This window comes from Synechococcus sp. CS-603 (assembly GCF_977929215.1).
Genome location: NZ_OZ376778.1, coordinates 163,136 through 181,665, shown reverse-complemented (window position 1 = coordinate 181,665; position 18,530 = coordinate 163,136). Strand labels below are relative to the sequence as shown.

Below are 18,530 nucleotides of genomic sequence, written 5' to 3'. Positions count from 1 at the left end.
CTAGTCGGTGAAACCGCCTTCGATGCCGCCTGCGGCCAGTCCGAGGCGCTCGAGCAGCACGGCCTGGGCGAGGGGCATCTGCCCCGGGCTGTAAGCCGCGGGCAGAGCGGCTGGCAGTAACGGCTGCAACGTCTGCCAGAGATAGGGGCTGCCGTAGACGGCCAGCCCAGCCAGGCGCCCGGCTCCCAGCAGCTGGGTCACCACCGCAGGCCAGGGTTCCTCCCCGCCCGCACTTCCCCGGAAGGGATTCCCGCGCACGAACAGCTGCAGCAGCACCGGGCCGGCCGGTAGCCGATCCAGGGCCAGGGGTGCGCTGGTGTCGTTGTTCCAGGGGCTCGGGCTGCGTCCATCGATCAGGCAGGCCGCGTAGCCCAAGGCGGCCGGGCGCTGCAGGGCCGGTGCCATCAGCGGCAGGAAGGCGTTGGCCACGCTGCTGTCGAGCCGGATCAGGTTCAGGCCGGGCCCCGCCGGTAGCGGGGCCTCACCTTGAGCCTGCAGGCTCAGGGTCACCAGTTCCCTGGCCAGTGCCCGTTCTGCGTTCGATTCGAGCCCCTCGAGATCGCCGAGAGACAGCGTGGCGACCGGGTCCGGGGCTGGCAACGACGTAGAGGCGAGTGCCCGCTCGCGCCGCTCCAGGCTCTGCTCGAGCCGGGCCATGGGGATCCGCCCGCTCTGCAGGGCTTCGAGCAGGGCTGCGATGGCGGCCTCGGCGTCGGCAGGCATCAACAGCAGGTCGGAGCCGGCGGCAAAGGCCAGCACCGCCGCTTCGCCAGCGCCCCACTGCCCGGCGATCGCCTCCATCACCAGGGCATCGGTCACCACAAGCCCAGCGAAGCCGAGGTCCTGGCGCAGCAGCTGATCGAGCACCGCCGCTGAAAGGGTGGCCGGACGCTGGGGATCCAGGGCCGGCAGTTGCAGGTGGGCGGTCATCACGCTGGCGACCCCGGCCGCGATCGCCTGGCGGAAGGGGGGCAGCTCTACCGCATCGAGCCGCTCGCGGTCGTGGGTGAGCACGGGCAGCTCCAGGTGCGAATCGCTGCTGGTATCGCCGTGGCCGGGGAAGTGTTTGGCGCAGGCCAGCACCCCCTCGGCCTGGGTGCCGAGCAGAAAGGCGGTCGCCAGCTCTCCGACGCTGCCTGGATCTTCCCCCCAGGCCCGCACGTTGATGACCGGGTTGGCCTGGTTGTTGTTGACATCACAGACCGGCGCCAGTACCCAGTTCAGACCCAGCAGGCGAGCCTGGCGGCCAGTGCAGCGCCCGTAGGCGGTGGCCAGACGGACGGCCCTGGCCGGATCGCTGCGGTGGAGCAGGCCAAGGGCCAGCGGCGGCACCAGCCAGCTGGCCCCCTCAAAGCGTTGGCCGACCCCTTCTTCGACATCGGCGCAGAGCAGCAGGGGATGGCCCGCCCAGTCCCGGAGCTGGCCCGTGCGCAGGCTCAGCTCGGCGGCACTGCCACCGAGGAGAATCACTCCGCCCACGCCCAGGTGCAACAGCCGCTGCAGCTCGGCGTTGGGCAGCTCCCAGCGGGGGTAGCGGCGCTGGCCATCGCTGAGATGGCCGCTGCCGCGCACCACGACCAGGCGCGCCACCTGCTCCTTCAAGCTCAAGCGGCGCCAGTCAGGCTGGGCTGTCATCACTTGTCAACTCATCAAGGCTTGGCTGATCAACGCCTGCTTCATCGCTGCCAGCTGGAATCTCTCCCCGCTCCAGCCGTTGCCGCCCGAGTTGGTTGAGCAGCCCCAGCACGGTGGTGCCTTTTTCGATGCCGCGATCGAGCTGAAAGATCACCTCAGGGGTGCGCCGCAGCTTGAGCCTGCGGCCCAGTTCCCCTTTGACAAAAGGCGTGGCCGATTTCAGCCCGGCCAGGGCTTCCTGGCGATCGTCTTCGCTGCCGAAGATGCTCACAAAAATTTTGCAGTGCTGCAGGTCGCCGGCCACCTCCACCGTGGTGACGCTGACCATGCCCAGGGCAATGCGTTCGTCCTTGAGCCCATGGACGAGCAGTTCACTCACCTCTCGCCGGATCAGCGCCGCGACCCGCTCCACCCGTCGGCCCTGTGCCATGCCTAAGCCAGTGGTGAAGGATTCACCATCGCACGCAGCACCAGGGTGAGGCTGAGCATGCCGCTGACCAGGGCGCCGATCAGGGCGACGGCGGTGACCGGGTTGCTGCGCCGCTTGGCCAGCGGTTCGAACACCGAGTTGAACACCCCCAGGCTGAAGGCCACCAGATAACGCGGATAGCGCGTCACGTTCAGGAAAAAGTCCTTCATGGCAGGCGGTACGGCGCGGCGGTCCCAGCGCGAGGCGTGGCGGAATCACAGCTACTCTGCCGCCACGGGGTCCGAGGCGACGAAGTTGGAGCTTTTTCAGTTCAGGCATTCTTCCTTCTGCGAGAAGGTTCGGCTGGTCCTGGCGGCCAGGCAACTCGACTACACCGTGATCGAGGTCACCCCTGGCCTGGGTCAGCTCGACTTGTTCCGGCTCTCTGGTCAGCGCCAGGTGCCCGTGCTCCGCGATGGAGCGGAGGTGATCGCCGATTCATCCGCCATCGCCGACTATCTGGAGCGCAAAGGCGAGGGTGTGTCGCTGCTCCCCAGCGATCCGCTCGAACGTGCCCGCGTCCTCCTGCTCGAAGACTGGGCCGATACGGCCCTGGCCGCCGGGGTTCGCCTGGCCCTGCTCCAGGCCGCCAGCCACGACGGCCTGCTGCGCAGCGCCTTGCTGCCCGAAGCAACCCCGGGGCCCCTGCGCTCCCTGGTTGGGGCCTTGCCCGGGGAGCTGCTCACCGGCCTTGGCGAGCTGATTGGTCGTGACGGTCGTCAGCAGTTGCAGGCCAGCCTGGAGCAGCTGGCGGTGCTGGCCGCTGGTCGCCCCTTTCTGGTCGGCGATCAGTTGTCCCTGGCTGATCTGGCTGTGGCCGCCCAGCTCTCCCTGCTCAAGTTCCCCGCCAGCGCCGGTGCGCCCCTGGCCGGCCAGGGCGTTCCTGGCTTTGCCGACCATCCCCTGTTGGTCCCCCTGTTCGACTGGAGGGACCGGCTCTATCTGAGCCTTGGTCGCGGTGGGGTGGGCTTTCCAGATCAGGGCCCAGACTGAAGCGAAAGCCGGTGCCATGTCCGACCCCCTGCTGCGCGAACTTGATCACTACGTGGTTCTCGAGCCCCAGGTCGGCGAGCGCACCCTGACGGCAGCCGAGACCCTCGATTGGCTGATCGAGCGGCTGGCGGCGCTGCCGGAGCCACCCAGCGATCTGGTTGCCCTTCCTGACAACCGGGCCCGGGCCGAACGGTTGCTCGACACCGCCTGCGAACTGGAGCTGGAGCCCGGCGTTGCCGTGCAGTGGTTTGCCGTGCGTCTGGAGCCGCCCCGCCGTTAGCGCTCTTTGAGCACGCCGGGCAACGCCTCCAGCACCTGTTGGGCCACCGCGCCAGCCGGCCGGGCATCCTGCTGGATCTGCAGGTCCGCCTGGGCATAGAGCGGCCGTCGCTGCGCCATGAGCTCCGCCAGGCTCCTGGCGGGATCAGGGCTGGCCTGCATCAAGGGACGTGGGGTTGGATCGGCGTTCAGCCTTTCGAGCACCAGGGGCAGTGGTGCATCCAGCCAGACCACCACCCCCTGTTGGAGGTGTCCCCAGTTCTCGCGCCGCAGCACCACGCCGCCGCCGGTGGCCACCACCAGCGAATGCCAGGCCGAAATGCGCGCGAGCACGGAGGCCTCCAGCTGACGGAACCCCGCTTCGCCATCGGTTCGGAACACCTCAGGGATCGATCGCCCCGCGGCCTGCTCGAGAACCTGGTCGGCGTCAACGAAGCGATAGCCCAGAGCGTCGGCCAGGGGCCGGCCGACAGAGCTCTTGCCGGCGCCCATCATGCCGACCAGATAAATGTTGATGCCGCCAAGACGCTCGCTCAGGGTCTGCGGGGAAGGCTGCTGGGGAGGCTGTGGCAATGGGCTGGGATCGGAAGCGGACAAGGGCGGGGAGCGGCCTGATGGGGACTGGCGTGGCGCTGGAGGGCGGATGGCCCAACCAGCTCTGCCGGATCACGCTCCCTAGGATGACCCAACTGCCGGGACGATCGAGGATGACCACAACGTTGACCCCACCAACGCTGTGCGAGCCTCCCGGGCCGACGTCGGCTGGCGCCCATGGCCAGGGGCGACCCTGCGTGATCACCCGCCGGGCCACGTTCAGCTCCAGCCATCTCTATCGGCTGCCGGAGCTCAGCGATGCGGAGAACGGGGCCCGATTCGGCCGTTGCAGCCTGGCCCCGGGCCATGGCCACAACTATGAACTGATCGTGTCGATGGCGGGCGGCCTCGACCAAGACGGCATGGTGCTGAACCTCTCGGATGTCAAGCACGCCATCCGGCGTGAGGTGACCGAGCCGCTCGACTTTCGCTTCCTCAACGACTGCTGGCCCGAGTTCGATCTCAGCCGGCCCGAAGGCCGACTGCCCACCACCGAAGCCCTGCTCCAGGCCATCTGGCAGCGCCTGGCGCCGCATCTGCCCCTGATCGGTCTGCGCCTCTACGAACAACCCACCCTCTGGGCCGACCTGCTCGACAACACCATGGAAGCCTTCCTCTCGATTCGCACCCACTTCGCTGCCGCCCACCGGCTGGCCCGCCCCGAGCTCTCCCAGGCCGAGAACGAGCAGATCTACGGCAAGTGCGCCCGCCCCCACGGCCATGGCCACAACTACCTGCTCGATGTCACGGTGCGGGGGACGATCGATCCGCGCACCGGCATGGTCTGTGACCTGGCCGTGTTGCAGCAGCTGGTGAACGATCTGGTGGTGGAGCCCTTCGATCACACCTTCCTCAACAAGGATGTGGCCCATTTCGCCGCCTGCGTGCCCACCGCCGAAAACATCGCCCTGCACATCGCCGACCTGCTGACGGCACCGATTGCCGCCGCTGGGGCCAGCTTGCACAAGGTGCGCCTGCAGGAGAGCCCGAACAATGCCGCCGAGGTCTTTGCCGAAGCGCCGCTTCTGGAGATGCGGCCGGCATCGCTTGAGGCCCTCGCCGCCGTTTGAGCCCACGGCCCTGGCTGCGCTTGGTGTTGGCGGTCAGCCTCGACGGCCGACTGGCTCCCCCGAGTGGCGGTGCTGCCCAGCTCGGGGGCCGAGGCGATCGCCAGGTGTTGGAAGAGGCTCTGGCCTGGGCCGATGGCTGCCTGATTGGCGCCGGCACCCTCAGGCAGCACGGCAGCACCTGCCTGATCCATCGGCCCGGGCTGCTGGAAGGCCGGCTGCGCAACGGTCGCTCGTCCCAGCCGATCGCCGTGGTGGTCAGCCGCCAGGGTCTGCTGGATCCGTCCCTGCCCTTTTTTGATCAGCCGCTGGAGCGCTGGTTGCTGCGGCCAGGGCCGCTGCCGGCCTCTGGAGCCCGCGCCGGGTTCTCGCGCCTGCTGCGGCTGGAAGCCTGGAGGGAGAGCTTAGAAGCGCTGCAACAGCTGGGCATCGAGCGGCTGGTGCTGCTCGGTGGCGCCGAGCTGGCATCCGCCCTGTTGGCTGAGCAGTTGGTGGATGAGCTCCAGCTCACGTTCTGCCCCGTTCTGCTGGGTGGCCCCCACGGCTGGGTGCCCTTTACGGCTTCGATCCCCCCGCAAGACTGGGACCTGCTGGAGCAACGCCCGCTCGGTGATGGAGAGCTCCTGCTGCGCTACAGCCGGGTTCAGCATCAAGACCGGCAGCCAGGAGGGAGGCAGCCACCAACCGATCGGCCCGATTGACCCGCTAACCCTTTGACCGATTAACCCGAAGGGATCCGGAAGCGCTTTTGCAGCTCCTGCAGTGGCACATCCTTGAGGGTGTCGCTGGGAAGTCCGAGCAGACGGGCGGCGCAGCGTTTGATCACCACTTCGCTGTCATCGCCCAACCGGCCAGCCAGCATCTCGGTGATCACCCCGAGGCTGCGACCGCTGGATTCGGCTTCCTTGATCAGGCATTGGCTGGCCCTTCCGGCCACCTGGCGGCACGGCCCCCTGAGGCTCTCTTCAAGGGCGGCCTGGTTGCCGGCTGCCGCGTCCAGGCAGATCTCGCTCAGCCGTCGCTCGAGCTGGGGGCGCATCAACTGCAGAACAGGACCCAACAAGCCGGCCCGCGCGGGCGCAGCCCTGAGCGCAACGGTGCTCAGGGCTGCGGCAGCGAGGGCGCCCAGCAGTGCTGGGTGGATCGCGACAGGGCGCTCGGTCATTGGCCTCATCCGGTTAGTTTTGCGCAGCCGCCCCTCGGCCGGATCCCCTTTGCACCATGGCTGAGCTGCTGGCCCGCTGGCATCGGGCGATGGAGGAGATCCCCGAAGCGCAATGGCAGGCGCTGACAGCCCCGGCCGGCTTGCCGTTCTACAGCTGGCGCTGGCTGCAGGGGCTTGAAACCTCCGGCAGTGTGGCGCCCCGCCAGGGTTGGCAACCGTGCCATCTGAGCCTCTGGCGCGAGCACGACCTCATCGCCGTGGCGCCCCTCTATCTCAAGGGCCACAGCTACGGCGAGTTCGTTTTTGATCAATCGTTCGCCCAACTGGCTGGTCAGCTGGGCCTGCGCTACTACCCGAAACTGCTGGGAATGAGCCCGGTCAGTCCGGTGCAGGGCTACCGCTTCCATGTTGCTGCTGGTGAAGACGCTGCCGCACTGACGGCGCTGATGCTCGAGCTGATCGACGACTTCTGCCGCGAGCATCACATCCTCAGTTGCAACTTTCTCTACGTCGACCCCGCCTGGCAGGGCCTGGCGGAAGCGGCGGGCTGCGCCACCTGGCTCAACCAGCAGAGCCTCTGGAGCAATGGAGACTTCAAAAGCTTCGACGACTATCTCGCCAGCTTCAATGCCAACCAGCGCCGCAACATCCGCCGTGAGCGCCGCTCGATCGGCGCTGCTGGTCTGACCGTCACACCGCTGGCGGGGGACGACCTGCCGGCCTCGATGGTGCGGCACATGCACAGCTTCTATGCCCGGCATTGTCAGCGCTGGGGGGCCTGGGGCAGTCAATACCTCACCGAGGCCTTCTTTGCTTTCGCCGCTGAGGAACTGCGCGAGAATCTGGTGCTGTTCAGTGCCCACCGCGGTGATCCCTTCGATCCGGTGGCGATGTCGCTCTGCGTCTACAGTCACGACACCCTCTGGGGACGCTATTGGGGCAGTACGGAAGAAATCGAGAATCTCCATTTCGAGGTCTGTTATTACGCCCCGATCGACTGGGCGATCCAGCAGGGGCTTCGTTCTTTCGATCCAGGTGCGGGCGGCAGCCACAAGCGCCGGCGAGGCTTTCTGGCCCAGCCCAGGGCCTCCCTGCACCGCTGGAGTGACCCCCGTTTTGACAGCCTCCTGCGCGGCTGGCTGCCGCCGGCCAATGCCCAGTTGCTTGAGGAGATCGAGGCGGAGAATGCCGAGCTTCCCTTCAGCCGCCGCGACCTGCCGTTGGCAGCGCCCCAGGGGGCCCCGGACGAACAACCGGAAGCCAATTCGCTTGGCCGAGGCGGAGATTTAGGCTGAGCCTCTAAGGAAAGGGGGGCTGTTCCCCCCGGGTGCAGTCACAGGTTGATGAACCAGGTTCAGCCGGAGCCGATCACGGCCGAGTTGCGGCAGGAGCTGGATGAGCACCTCTCCCAGCGCAGCATCACCCTGGATGCAGCCGGCTACCTGTTGATCAAGCTGGACCCGGCGGCCGGTGAACTGATTGCCGAGCACTACGGCAATGGCATCAATGCCCAGGGCCTGGCCACCGATCCGGACTCCGGCGAGGTCTTGAGCTGTCGCGGTGGCGACGTGCGCCTGCCGCAGCGGGTGTATCGCGGCCGCACGGCCAAGGAGCTGGGCATTCTGTTGAGCGAACAGCCCGAACCCCTGCCGATCAGCCGCCTGGATCATGCCCTCTATCTGGGTAGAGAGCTGCAGAAAGCAGAGCGCTGCCTACGCGATGGCCAGCTCTACATCCAGGATTGAGGCTGCTCAGGCCGGACGTTCAGACCAGCTGCTCAGACCGGTTGCAGTTCCTTGACGTCTGCGGTGGCCGGCGGCAGCTCGGGAGGCAGGGTTTTGAGCTGACCCTCGATCTCCATGGTGACCACACTGCGGTATTCCATGAAGTGCTCGTTGTGGGCCAGCACCACGAGGAATTGCTCGAGCTGGGAGGGGTTCTTGCGGGCAATGCCGGCCATGTAGCGCCAGAAGCGACCACGGGTGTCGCGCTTAATTCCCTGCCGCCAGACAACGATGCCCAGAGCCCGCACATCGGTCCAGCTGGGAAGTTTGGCTTTGGCATCGGCGGGCTTGAGATACTTCTGCCAGCGCGGCTCGCCCACCTTCAGGTAGTAGTGATAAACCCGGTCCATGTAGGCGTTGGGTTCATAGAGGGCGCAGAAGGCGTCGACGTACTCGGTGGCGATCTCCCTGATCGGCCGGGTCGGCACGAAGTTGAGCAGGTTGGTCTGGTTGACGCCCTTGGCCGAGGATTTGTCCTGCACCAGCCGGCCCTCTTTCTCGAGGCGATGCCAGAGGCCGGTGTTCGGCAGTGCCTGCAGCATGCCCATCATCGCGGCAGGGATTCCGGTGCGGCTGACGAATTCAACGATCCGCTGGCCGGCTCCCGTCTTCTCGCCATCGAAGCCGATGATGAATCCAGCCATCACCCGGATTCCGTAGGAGGTGATGCGATCAACGGATTCCTCCAGGGAGCTGCGCATGTTCTGCAGCTTCTTGGCCGTTTCCAGGCTTCCTTCGTCGGGGGTTTCGATGCCCAGGAAAACGCTGTCGAAGCGGCTTTCCGCCATCATCAACATCATCTCCTCGTCTGAGGCCAAGTCGACTGAAGCCTCGGTGGCGAAGCTGAAGGGGTAGCCGTGCTCAATCTGCCATTCCTTGATCGCAGGCAACAACAACTTGGCGTTGCGTTTGTTGCCGATGAAGTTGTCGTCGACCAGGAAGATGGAACGGCGCCAGCCCAGATCGTAGAGATATTGAAGTTCGCCCACCAGTTGCTCTGGCGTTTTGGTGCGCGGTTTGCGGCCGTAAAGAACAATGATGTCGCAGAACTCGCATTGGAAGGGACAACCCCTCGAGAACTGCACCGACATCGAGTCATAGGCATCGAGCTCAAGAAGATCGAAGCGGGGAATCGGCGTGCCGGTGACATCGGGCTTCTCGCCTTCGGAGCTGAAGCGGCCCTTGGTTTCCCCCTTCTCGATCGCTTCGATGAACAGCGGCAGGGTGATTTCGCCTTCGTCGAGGATCTTGAAATCGGCAAGATCCAGCTCAGGAGCATCGGGCGTGGAACTGGCGAAGGGTCCGCCCACGGCCACCGGCAGGCCCCGTTGCTTGGCCTTGGCCATCTGCACGGCCATGTCGGCCTTCTGCACGATCATCCCGGAAATGATCACCAGCTCCGCCCAGTTCCACTCGGCTTCGGTGACCTCCCTGACGTTGCGATCAGCGAGCTTGAACTCCCAGTGCTGGGGCAACAGGGCCGCCACGGTGACCATGCCGAGGGGCGGCAGCAACACCTTGCGATTGACGAGCTCGAGGATCTTTTCGTAGCTCCAGAATGTCTTCGGGAATTCCGGGTAGATGAGCAGGGTGCGCATGCCGTTCCGGGGAGTGATGACCACGGGGACCCACCCTTCCCCAGGTGCGGTCGTATCCCGTGCTGATTGACGGTCAGCTTAGGCGCTCCCCCCGGAATCAGAGCCTCTTCTGCTCTAATGACGGGGTTGTGTGTCTTTGGCGACCATGGGCGTCGTGCTCTATCTCGGTCTTGTTGGAGCTGGGCTGGTCACGGCCTTCCTGCTCTCCACCGTGCTCAGAGGCATCAAGCTGATCTGATCCCAGCCAGCGGTTCCAGGGCCAGCACCAGGCCGATCAGGAAGGTCATCACCAGCCTGGCCCGCTCATGGCCAGCAGGATCAAGTCCCTCAACCGCGTCCCCTGAGATTGGCCACCATGGCTTTGCTGCCCACCAGCACCGCTTCAAGGTCGTAGTGGTCAGAGCCGGTGATGCGCCCTGGCACCAGGGCGCCAGGGCTGGCACAGAGGCCGCCTTCGCCCACCTGGACCCGCACTTCCCCATCCACCTCGGGAGCGAAGCGGGCGCAGCGTCCCAGCATCTCGCCACTGGCTGGGTTTTCCTGTTCGATCAGCACATCAACGATGCGGCCGACCCAGCTGGCGTTGCGGGCCGCGGCGATCGGTTGCTGAAGTTCCATCAAGCGGTTGCGCCGCTCGATCGCCACCGAGGCCGGAACCTGATCGGGCAGATCAGCGGCGGCGGTTCCTTCTTCCGAGGAGAAGGTGAAGACGCCGACATGGTCGAACTTCTGTTCTTCAACGAAGGCCAGCAGGTGCTCGAACTGTTCCTCGGTTTCGCCCGGGAAGCCGACGATGAAGGTGGTGCGCAGCACCGCCTCGGGCAGCTGGGCGCGGATGCGATCGAGCAGCGCCCCGTTGACGTTGGCCTGCCAGGGGCGGTTCATCGCCTTGAGCACCGAGGGATGGCTGTGCTGCAAGGGCAGATCGAGGTAGGGCAGCACATTGGGCACCTCCCGGTAGGCGTTGAGCACATCGGGCGTGAGGCCGGTGGGATAGGCGTAATGCACCCGGATCCAGGGGATCTCCACCTCGCCGAGAGCGCGCAGCAGGTCGGCCAGGCGGGGCTTGCCGTAAATGTCGAGGCCGTAATTGGTGGTGATCTGGCTGATCAGGATCAGCTCCTTGACGCCCTGGGCCGCCAGCTGGTGGGCCTCCGCCACGATCGACTCGATCGGCCGTGAGCGCTGGTCGCCGCGCAGCTTCGGAATGATGCAGAAGGCGCAGCGGTAGTCGCAGCCCTCGGCCACCTTCAGGTAGGCGACGGCCTCGGTGGTGGTGCGGTAGCGGGGCAGGTGTTCGTCGGCCACGAAGGTGGGCTCGGCACTCACCCGGTTGACCCTCTCGCCGGCCTCGACCCGCTCCAGCACCTCCACGATGTGCTGGTAGTCACCGGTGCCCACGATCGCTTTGGCCTCGGGCAATGATTCGAGCAATTCCTCCTGGAAATGCTGGGCGAGGCAGCCGGCGATGATCAGTTCCTTGCCCTTTTCGGCCAGCTCGACCAAGGTGCGCACCGACTCTTCCCGGGCCTCCTGGATGAAACTGCAGGTGTTCACCACCACCAGGGCCGCCTCGTTCTCGTCGGCACTGATGCCGTAGCCCGCCGAGGCCAGCAAGCCGAGCATGTGCTCGGTGTCGACGCGATTTTTCTCGCAGCCCAGGTGCGCAAAGGCCACAGTGGGCTTGCTTGCGGTTTTGCTCATCGAACGATCGAGCCCAGGGCCGGAATGGACACCCTATGAGATCTACGCCCCAAGCCCCTGATCCCGCCGCCTGCCGCTGGCAGGGCCTGTTCCCCCTGCGTTGCCCTTTGATCGGGGTGGTGCATCTGCAGCCGTTGCCGGGGTCGCCTGGCTGGTGCGGTGATTTCGGGGCGGTGCTGGCGGCGGCTCTCGCCGATGCCCGGGCCTACGCCGAGGGCGGTGCCGACGGCTTGATCGTCGAGAACTTCGGAGATGTGCCCTTCTGGCGCGGAACGGTGCCACCGGAAACCGTGGCCGCCATGACCCGGATCGCCACCAGCGTGGCGGCGGCCACGCCCCTGCCCCTGGGCATCAACGTGCTGCGCAATGACCCCCTGGCGGCGCTGGCGATCGCCCAGGTGAGTGGGGCCCGTTTCCTGCGGGTGAATGTGCTCAGCGGAGCCTGCGTGACCGACCAGGGCGTGATCGAGGGGCAGGCCGCCGAGCTGTTGCGCCGCAGGCGCCTGCTGGCCGCCGAATCGGTTCTGATTCTCGCCGATGTGCTCGTCAAGCACGGGTCTCCGCTGGCACCGCTGGGCATGGCCGAAGCCGTGGCCGATGTGCTCCAGCGTGGTGGGGCTGATGGGGTGATCGTTTCTGGTGTGGGCACTGGCCAGCCCACCGCCCGCCGTGATCTGGAGCGGGCGACGGCGGCGGCCAGGGGCGCCCCCGTGCTGATCGGCAGCGGCGTGTCCGAAGATCGGATCGCCGCGCTGGTTCCCCACTGCGATGGGGTGATCGCCGGCACGGAGATGAAAGAGGCTGGGCTGATCGAGCGACCTGTGGATCCGGCCCGGGTGGCGGCGCTCCAGAGCGCTCTCGACCAGGCGATCCGCAACCAATCCAGTGGTCAACGGGTGCTGCCACAATTCCAACATTCGGTTCCTTTTCTTTGACCAACACCCGACTCACCAGCCGGCTGGGCAGCCGCCGCCGTAACGAACCGGGCCGGCGCTGGATCCGCGTCCTGATGGCGGTTCTGGCCACGATCGGTGCGATCGACACCGGCGCGATCACCCTCAAGCGCTGGGGCCTGATCGGTCCGCTCAACTGCCCGGGTGGTGCCGAGGGCTGCGACAAGGTGCTCAACAGCGTCTGGGGAAGTGTGCTGGGCCAGCCGCTCTCCCTGTTCGGCTTTCTGGCCTACACCGCCGTGTTGGTGATGGCCTTGCTGCCGCTGGTCTGGAAGGGTGAGCAACGGGCCAATCTCTCGGCGCTGAGCTGGTGGGGCCTGTTTCTGGCCAGCGGTGGCATGGCGGTCTTCAGCCTGCTGCTGATGGGACTGCTGGTCTTCAAGATCCAGGCCTTCTGCTTTTTCTGCGTGCTCTCGGCGGTTCTGAGTGTGGCGCTGTTCGTTCTCAGCCTGATCGGCGGGGACTGGCCCGACCGTGGCCAGCTCATCTTCCGCGCCGTGATTCTGGCCCTGGTGGTGGGTCTGGTTGGGCTGGGCTGGGCCGCCTCCGTCGATCGGCCGGCGGCCCTGTCAACCCGTGGCACCCCGCCCGTGGTGATGAGTGCCAGCACCCCGGCGACCGTGGCTTTGGCTGAGCATCTCAAGGCCACCGGCGCTGTGATGTATTCGGCCTACTGGTGCCCCCATTGCCACGAGCAGAAAGAGATGTTCGGCAAGGAGGCCTACAAGGATCTCACCATCGTTGAGTGCGCTGCCGACGGGGTGAACAGCCAGAAAGCGCTGTGCGATCAGAAGAACATTCAGGGCTTCCCCAGCTGGGAGATCAACGGCCGCCTGGATTCAGGCGTCAAGCCCCTGGCTCGGCTGGCTGAGCTGAGCGGCTTCAAGCCCGCCGATCCCTCCTAGGGCTGCTGATCTGGCCGAGGGCGGCGGTCTGAATCGCAGCGTCTTTTTGCTGAACCGTGTGGCGCTGCCAGAACGGCTGGGTGCTGGCGGCATCGGTGCGGAAGTGCCCGCCACGGCTTTCCTGCCGGAACTCGGCGGCTTCAACCAGCAGGATCGCCAGCGTCAGCATCTGCCGCAGGTCCTGGAGCGGCTCCAGGCGGCGGCGCTGGGCTGGGCTGAGGGCCAGACGCTGGCCGGGTTCGAGCTGTTCCAGCTCGCGCAGCAGAGGCTCATGCTCCAGTTCGAGCTTCTCGAGCCGCAGGTCCGCGAGGGCCTGGCGCAGCTCGCTGCCACAACGTTCGACCCCGGCCACCCGCCAGCAGCGCCGCCGCAGCGCCGCGATCTGGCCGGCGATGGCGGCGCCGCCGTCCCCACCCCCGGGGCCCTGGGCCTGGGCCTCGGTGCAGGGTTCAGATTGCGGCTCGCCCACGGCTGACTCGGCAGTGGTTGGCCCGTCAGGGTCTGCCAGCGTCAACCCGCCCAGCTGGCGCGCAAACACCAGGCATTCCATTAGCGAATTGCTGGCCAGGCGATTGGCACCATGCACCCCTGTGCAGGCCACCTCTCCGACGGCATAGAGCCCCGGCAGGCTGGTGGCCGCGCTGAGATCGGTGCTGACGCCGCCCATCCAGTAATGCGCCGCCGGTGCAATCGGAATCGGCGTGGTGGTCGGCTCCAGGCCAAGCTCCCGGCAGCGCCCCAGGATGGTGGGGAACTGCCGTTCCAGTCGCGCGTCGCCGATCGGCCGCAGATCGAGCCAGAGCTGGTCCACCCGTTGCTCCTGCATGGTCCGCACCAGGGCGCGGCTGACCTGATCGCGAGGGGCCAGATCCCCCCCCGCCAGCTGGGCCACGGGGCTCTGGCCGTTGTGGTCCACCAGCCGGGCGCCCTCGCCCCTCACCGCTTCAGAGATCAGGAAGTGGGGAGCGCCCGCCAGCATCAAGGCGGTCGGGTGGAACTGAACGAATTCGAGATCGCGCACCTGGGCGCCGGCTTGCCAGGCCATCGCCACCCCGTCGCCGGTGGCCTGCGCCGGGTTGGTGGTTTTCTCGAACAGGTGGCCGCCGCCGCCGCTGGCGAGCACCACGGCCCGGGCCCGCAGCCAGCGCACCTGCAGGCCATCGAGAACCTGCAGACCCTGGCAGCGGCCCCGTTCGACCCAGAGTTTCAGGGCCAGCAGGCCCTGGCGCTGCTCCAGCAGCGGGCGCCGCTTGGCCTCCCGCTCGAGGGCGTCCACCAGGGCTCCGCCGGTGCGGTCCTGGGCATGCAGCACCCGGCGGTGGCTGTGGGCCGCCTCCAAGGTGGTGCTCAGACCTCCGTTGCTGCGATCGAACGCCATGCCGAGCTGCAGCAAGCGCTCGACACAGGCCGGCGCCTGGCGAACGAGCAGTTCAACGGCCTGGGGATCGCAGAGACCGGCACCGGCCTTGAGCGTGTCTTGGCGGTGGCTCGTGAAGCTGTCTTCCGGCCTGGTCACCGCCGCGATGCCCCCCTGGGCCCAGCGGCTGGCCGAGAGCGGTGCTCTGTCCTTGCTGATCAACAGCACCCGCAAGCCAACGGGAAGTTCCAGGCAGGTCATCAGCCCGGCGGCACCGCCACCGACCACCACCACATCCCAATGGCTGGCCAGGAGCGGTTGAGATTGAGCGTCCGCAGCCATGCCGCCTCAAGGCGGGAGCTGGAGCTTAGGGCTCAGCGGTAGACGCCGTTGTTGATGCGATCAAAGCCTTCGTTGAGGGCGATTGAAGACGGCGTGATGATGAAATTATCGCGATACTTTTCGAACAGTTCCTTCTGACGCTCGGTCAGATCAAGGCTGAGCACGTCATCGATCGATTCGTAGGGCCCACTGATCACGATCTTGCCGGCCAGGGTTGGATACATGCCAGGAAATTGCTGGAAGCTTCGAACTGAGGAATTGTTGAGATCCACCTTCCCCTGGGCGGAGGCAATCTTGTCGTCCACCAGATTTCGGCGCTCTGCGGCCTGAGCGGCGGAGGGAAGGAACAGGGAAAGGAGCAGGCCGGCCAGAAGCACGCCGCTCATCAGCCAGGCAACCAGCCGTTTCATCAAAATTCTCCTTGCGTGGGCCCCCAGGCGGGACCAAAGCAACGCTACAGCCAGGCTGCCGCTGTTCCCTCCCAGCCCGCTCTAGTTTTCGCAGTTCTTCAAGCCAGGCTTTCAGATCAGCCCACTGAACTGGGGGGCAAGCAAGGCCGCCATCAGGAACAGGCCATCGACAGCCAGGGTCATCACCAAGGCTGCGGCGGCGACCCGGCCGGCGCTGTCTTCCGCCGCCAGCCTGCGGCCCAGGGCCATCAGCCCGGCGGCGAAGCCCGCCACCACGAGCAAGGCGAAGGGATGCAGCACTTGGCGGGCGGCTTCAGCCAGCAACAGGGGCGCATCGGCGAGCGAGGCGTTGAGGACCAGGGGCCAGAACGGCATCACCCCGGTGAGGGCCATGGCCGCATCGGTGCAGGCCGTGCCCAGCAGGGAAGCCAGATAAAAGCAGGCGGCCAGGTGCCAGCGCCCCCTCAGGCCGGCTATGGCCAGGGGAAGGGCAAAGGCTTCGATCGGCAGATGCAGGAGCGGATGCAGGCGGAACCAGCCCCAGAACAGACACCCCCCCAGCCAGCTGCCCGAAAAGCCCACCAGGAGAAGGCCGATCTGGCGCCAGGACCCGCGACCATGCTGCTCAAGCCGAAGGGCCACACCCAGCAGGCAGGCGGTGAAAACCGCCGCACTAAAGGGCTGCAGCCGCACCCAGGGGGCCTGCAGGAACACCGGCACCACGATCAGCGCAGCGGCGACAGCAACGAGACGCCATGAATCCGTGCGCTCCTGGTCGAGCGGCAAGGTCAGCCGAATCCTCAGGCTGTCCTCGGTCTTGGGGAAGGTGACTGGAACCCCGCTCACCAACATGTATGAAGAAAGGTAAGCAACCTTAAGGGACCGCTCCCTGGGAACGGGGAAGGGCTGCGCTGATTGGCTGCTCCAGATGGCATGGGTCGGGGCCATAGGGTCAGGTCGCTTTGGATTCTCAATCCCGATGCCTGCCGCCATCTCCCCGCCAGCGCTGGGGCTTCTTGAAGCGTGCTGGCATGCCCTGGTGCTGGGAGTGGTTCAGGGGCTCACGGAGTTTCTGCCGATCAGCAGCACGGCCCATCTCAAGGTGGTGCCGGTGCTGCTGGGCTGGGGTGATCCCGGTGTGGCCGTCACGGCGGTCATCCAGTTGGGCAGCATCGGCGCGGTGATCATTTACTTCCGCCGTGATCTGGCCGCCGTGATCCATGGCATCAGCCGGGCCTGGCAGCAGGGCGATTGGACCGATCCCTCAGCTCGGCTTGGCCAGGCGATGCTGATCGGCACCCTGCCGATCCTGGTGGCCGGCCTGGCGATCAAGGGCTTCTGGCCGGGCTACGAAACCTCCGCCCTGCGCGGGATCACCTCGATCGCCATTGTTTCGATCGTGATGGCCCTGCTGCTGGCCCTGGCCGAAAGCGTTGGGCGCCGGCGTCGGGACCTGCCCCAGGTGAGGCCCATCGATGGGGCCCTGGTGGGCATGGCCCAGGCCCTGGCGGTGATCCCCGGCGTCTCCCGTTCGGGCAGCACGCTGACGGCGTCTTTATTCGATGGCTGGCGGCGTGCCGACGCCGCCCGTTTCTCCTTCCTGCTGGGTATCCCCGCCATCAGCCTGGCCGGGCTGGTGGAGCTGAGGACGGCTTTTGCCGCTGATGCGGTTCTCGGTCCGGTTCCGATGCTGGTGGGGATCGCGGCGGCGGCGGTGGTGTCCTGGCTGGCGATCGCCTGGTTGCTGCGCTTTCTTCAGACCCACAGCACCTGGTTGTTCGTCGGCTACAGGCTGGCTTTCGGCGTTGTCCTGCTGATCTGGGTGGCCAGGAGCGGCACTCCGCCAAACTGAACTCCCCTGAGCCATCGATCCCGTGTGGAATGAGCCTTCCGCCGGTATCCAGCTGGCCTCCGCTGAACCGGGCCGCCTGCCCCAACCGGCGGTGGTGGCCAATGTTGAGCCCGGATCGATCGGCGAAGAGCTCGGTTTTCAACCCGGCGACCGGTTGCTGAGCATCAACGGCGTGCGGCCGAGGGATCTGATCGATCTGCGGGTTCTTGTCGGCGAGGAAGAGCTTGTGCTCGAGGTGGAGGATCCCAGCGGCAGCAGCCATCGGCTGGAGATCGAAAAGGACGCCGATGACGGCCTCGGCCTGGGCTTCACCGAAGCGCTTTTTGATGGCTTGCGCCAATGCAACAACCATTGCGCCTTCTGCTTCATCGACCAGCAACCGCCGGGCAAACGCCGCAGTTTGTACGTCAAGGACGACGACTACCGGCTCAGCTTTCTCTACGGCTCCTATCTCACGCTCACCAATCTCAATGCTGCCGACTGGCAGCGCATCGAAGAACAGCGGCTCTCCCCGTTGTTTGTCTCCGTTCACGCCACCGAGCCTGCGCTGCGCAGCCGCCTGCTGGTCAATCCCCGGGCCGGCCTGCTGCTCGACCAGTTGGGCTGGTTTGCCGAACGGCGCCTGCAGATCCATGCTCAGGTGGTGGTCTGCCCGGGCCTGAACGACGGTGAGGCGTTGCTGCGCAGCCTCAGGGATCTGGCCGGCTTTGCCGCTGAGCCCTGGCCGGCGGTGCTCTCGGCGGCGGTGGTGCCGGTGGGGCTGACCCGTTTCCGCCCCGATCAGGATTCCCTTGTGCCCGTCGACCGGGCCTGCGCCCGTGCCGTCATTGAGCTGGTGGAGCCCTTCCAGCAGGAGTGCCTGGGGCCGCTGGGCAGCCGTTTCGCCTGGCTCTCCGATGAGTGGTATCTGATTGCGGGCCTGCCCCTGCCGCCCCGCTCCGCCTACGAAGACCTGCCCCAGCAGGAGAACGGTGTCGGCACCATCCGCGCCTTCCTCGATGCCCTCGATCAGGCCACCCGCCGCCTCCCCGAGCGCCTGGCCGCTCCGCGGCGGGTCAGCTGGGTGGTGGGGCAACTGGTGGCTGGCGCCCTCAGCCCGGTGGTGGAGCGGCTCAATGCCGTGGATGGCCTGGAGCTGATCCTGCATGGCTTACCCAGCCCGTATTGGGGCCAGGACCAGGTGGTGACCGGCCTGCTGACCGGCTCGGATCTTTTGCTGGGGCTGGCGGACAAGGACCTGGGCGATCAGCTGCTTCTCCCCTCGGTGCTGCTGCGGCAAGGGGAGCCCGTCTTCCTTGACGACATGAGCCTCGAGCAGTTCGCTGCCCAGTGCCCGGTGCCGATTGCGCTGGTGGCTGGGGCAGATGATTTCGTGGCCGCTTGTGTCGGCAGCGAAGGGCTTGTTCCTTAAGCTCTGTCGGAA

21 protein-coding genes are annotated in these 18,530 nt (G+C 66.5%); 11 read left to right on the top strand and 10 right to left on the bottom strand.

Annotation, left to right across the window (positions count from 1 at the left end; translation table 11 throughout):
- The 3 genes from ACXMDM_RS00970 to ACXMDM_RS00960 are packed head-to-tail and all read right to left on the bottom strand — an operon-like array spanning position 1 to position 2,274.
- A complete protein-coding gene (locus ACXMDM_RS00970) occupies positions 1-1,635 on the bottom strand; it encodes a glycoside hydrolase family 3 N-terminal domain-containing protein (RefSeq protein WP_259722838.1) in 1,635 nt (544 codons plus the stop codon).
- Positions 1,619-2,065 (bottom strand): 30S ribosome-binding factor RbfA, encoded by a 447-nt coding sequence (rbfA, locus tag ACXMDM_RS00965; RefSeq protein ID WP_259722837.1) that lies wholly within the window; start codon positions 2,063-2,065, stop codon positions 1,619-1,621. Before rbfA ends, ACXMDM_RS00970 begins: the two co-directional genes overlap by 17 nt.
- 2 nt (positions 2,066-2,067) lie before the next feature.
- Positions 2,068-2,274 carry a DUF751 family protein gene (locus tag ACXMDM_RS00960; protein ID WP_259722836.1) on the bottom strand — a complete coding sequence of 69 codons (207 nt, stop codon included), beginning with the start codon at positions 2,272-2,274 and terminating at the stop codon, positions 2,068-2,070.
- Positions 2,275-2,359: 85 nt separating this feature from the next.
- On the opposite strand from ACXMDM_RS00960, the gene ACXMDM_RS00955 reads away from it, so the two are divergent.
- Together ACXMDM_RS00955 and ACXMDM_RS00950 are read left to right on the top strand one after the other, a co-directional pair.
- Positions 2,360-3,097, top strand: coding sequence for a glutathione S-transferase family protein (locus ACXMDM_RS00955; protein ID WP_259722835.1), 738 nt, complete (start codon positions 2,360-2,362; stop codon positions 3,095-3,097).
- 16 nt (positions 3,098-3,113) lie between these two features.
- Positions 3,114-3,377, top strand: a complete 264-nt coding sequence (locus tag ACXMDM_RS00950) for a CRR7 family NDH-1 assembly protein (protein ID WP_071800220.1) — start codon at positions 3,114-3,116, stop codon at positions 3,375-3,377.
- Here the strand turns inward: ACXMDM_RS00950 and ACXMDM_RS00945 are convergent.
- Positions 3,374-3,949, bottom strand: coding sequence for a shikimate kinase (locus tag ACXMDM_RS00945; protein WP_259722850.1), 576 nt, complete (start codon positions 3,947-3,949; stop codon positions 3,374-3,376). The two genes, ACXMDM_RS00950 and ACXMDM_RS00945, sit on opposite strands and share 4 nt — an antisense overlap.
- Before the next feature lie 134 nt (positions 3,950-4,083).
- Here ACXMDM_RS00945 and ACXMDM_RS00940 point away from each other — a divergent pair, with 134 nt between their 5' ends.
- Together ACXMDM_RS00940 and ACXMDM_RS00935 are read left to right on the top strand one after the other, a co-directional pair.
- A complete protein-coding gene (locus tag ACXMDM_RS00940; RefSeq protein ID WP_259722834.1) occupies positions 4,084-5,040 on the top strand; it encodes a 6-pyruvoyl trahydropterin synthase family protein in 957 nt (318 codons plus the stop codon).
- Complete coding sequence (locus ACXMDM_RS00935) at positions 5,037-5,738, top strand: RibD family protein (RefSeq protein ID WP_259722833.1); 702 nt, start codon at positions 5,037-5,039, stop codon at positions 5,736-5,738. The genes ACXMDM_RS00940 and ACXMDM_RS00935 overlap by 4 nt, the downstream gene beginning before the upstream one ends.
- 20 nt (positions 5,739-5,758) lie before the next feature.
- On the opposite strand, the gene ACXMDM_RS00930 is transcribed toward ACXMDM_RS00935, so the two are convergent.
- Positions 5,759-6,202 carry a hypothetical protein gene (locus ACXMDM_RS00930; protein WP_259722832.1) on the bottom strand — a complete coding sequence of 148 codons (444 nt, stop codon included), beginning with the start codon at positions 6,200-6,202 and terminating at the stop codon, positions 5,759-5,761.
- A gap of 56 nt (positions 6,203-6,258) precedes the next feature.
- On the opposite strand from ACXMDM_RS00930, the gene ACXMDM_RS00925 reads away from it, so the two are divergent.
- Positions 6,259-7,497 (top strand): GNAT family N-acetyltransferase, encoded by a 1,239-nt coding sequence (locus ACXMDM_RS00925; RefSeq protein ID WP_259722831.1) that lies wholly within the window; start codon positions 6,259-6,261, stop codon positions 7,495-7,497.
- Between the two features lie 48 nt (positions 7,498-7,545).
- The gene (locus ACXMDM_RS00920; RefSeq protein WP_259722830.1) at positions 7,546-7,947 is read left to right on the top strand and encodes a DUF4346 domain-containing protein; all 402 of its coding nucleotides are present in this window, start codon (positions 7,546-7,548) and stop codon (positions 7,945-7,947) included.
- A 32-nt stretch (positions 7,948-7,979) separates the two neighbouring features.
- Here the strand turns inward: ACXMDM_RS00920 and ACXMDM_RS00915 are convergent, their stop codons facing one another.
- Positions 7,980-9,584, bottom strand: coding sequence for a B12-binding domain-containing radical SAM protein (locus ACXMDM_RS00915; RefSeq protein WP_259722829.1), 1,605 nt, complete (start codon positions 9,582-9,584; stop codon positions 7,980-7,982).
- A gap of 145 nt (positions 9,585-9,729) precedes the next feature.
- On the opposite strand from ACXMDM_RS00915, the gene petL reads away from it, so the two are divergent.
- Entirely contained in the window at positions 9,730-9,822 is a 93-nt protein-coding gene (petL, locus tag ACXMDM_RS00910) for a cytochrome b6-f complex subunit PetL (RefSeq protein ID WP_071800208.1), read from the top strand.
- Between the two features lie 89 nt (positions 9,823-9,911).
- Here petL and rimO read toward each other — a convergent pair whose 3' ends face one another.
- Positions 9,912-11,288: a 30S ribosomal protein S12 methylthiotransferase RimO gene (gene rimO / locus ACXMDM_RS00905; protein WP_259722828.1), complete on the bottom strand. Its 1,377-nt coding sequence runs from the start codon at positions 11,286-11,288 to the stop codon at positions 9,912-9,914.
- 35 nt (positions 11,289-11,323) lie between these two features.
- On the opposite strand from rimO, the gene ACXMDM_RS00900 reads away from it, so the two are divergent.
- Both ACXMDM_RS00900 and ACXMDM_RS00895 read left to right on the top strand, forming a co-directional pair.
- Positions 11,324-12,223 (top strand): BtpA/SgcQ family protein, encoded by a 900-nt coding sequence (locus ACXMDM_RS00900; protein ID WP_259722827.1) that lies wholly within the window; start codon positions 11,324-11,326, stop codon positions 12,221-12,223.
- Positions 12,220-13,146, top strand: coding sequence for a vitamin K epoxide reductase family protein (locus tag ACXMDM_RS00895; RefSeq protein WP_071800201.1), 927 nt, complete (start codon positions 12,220-12,222; stop codon positions 13,144-13,146). Before ACXMDM_RS00900 ends, ACXMDM_RS00895 begins: the two co-directional genes overlap by 4 nt.
- Here ACXMDM_RS00895 and nadB read toward each other — a convergent pair.
- The 3 genes from nadB to ACXMDM_RS00880 all read right to left on the bottom strand — a co-directional run bounded on the left by nadB (position 13,124) and on the right by ACXMDM_RS00880 (position 16,107).
- Positions 13,124-14,845, bottom strand: a complete 1,722-nt coding sequence (gene nadB, locus ACXMDM_RS00890; RefSeq protein WP_259722826.1) for an L-aspartate oxidase — start codon at positions 14,843-14,845, stop codon at positions 13,124-13,126. The genes ACXMDM_RS00895 and nadB overlap by 23 nt on opposite strands.
- Positions 14,846-14,877: 32 nt before the next feature.
- Positions 14,878-15,255, bottom strand: coding sequence for a photosystem II complex extrinsic protein PsbU (gene psbU, locus ACXMDM_RS00885; protein ID WP_071800197.1), 378 nt, complete (start codon positions 15,253-15,255; stop codon positions 14,878-14,880).
- A 111-nt stretch (positions 15,256-15,366) separates the two neighbouring features.
- Positions 15,367-16,107, bottom strand: coding sequence for a DUF3120 domain-containing protein (locus ACXMDM_RS00880; protein WP_499569899.1), 741 nt, complete (start codon positions 16,105-16,107; stop codon positions 15,367-15,369).
- Between the two features lie 127 nt (positions 16,108-16,234).
- On the opposite strand from ACXMDM_RS00880, the gene ACXMDM_RS00875 reads away from it, so the two are divergent.
- Together ACXMDM_RS00875 and ACXMDM_RS00870 are read left to right on the top strand one after the other, a co-directional pair.
- Positions 16,235-17,107, top strand: coding sequence for an undecaprenyl-diphosphate phosphatase (locus ACXMDM_RS00875; RefSeq protein ID WP_259722825.1), 873 nt, complete (start codon positions 16,235-16,237; stop codon positions 17,105-17,107).
- 22 nt (positions 17,108-17,129) lie between these two features.
- The gene (locus ACXMDM_RS00870; RefSeq protein WP_259722824.1) at positions 17,130-18,518 is read left to right on the top strand and encodes a TIGR03279 family radical SAM protein; all 1,389 of its coding nucleotides are present in this window, start codon (positions 17,130-17,132) and stop codon (positions 18,516-18,518) included.
- Positions 18,519-18,530 lie beyond the last annotated feature (12 nt).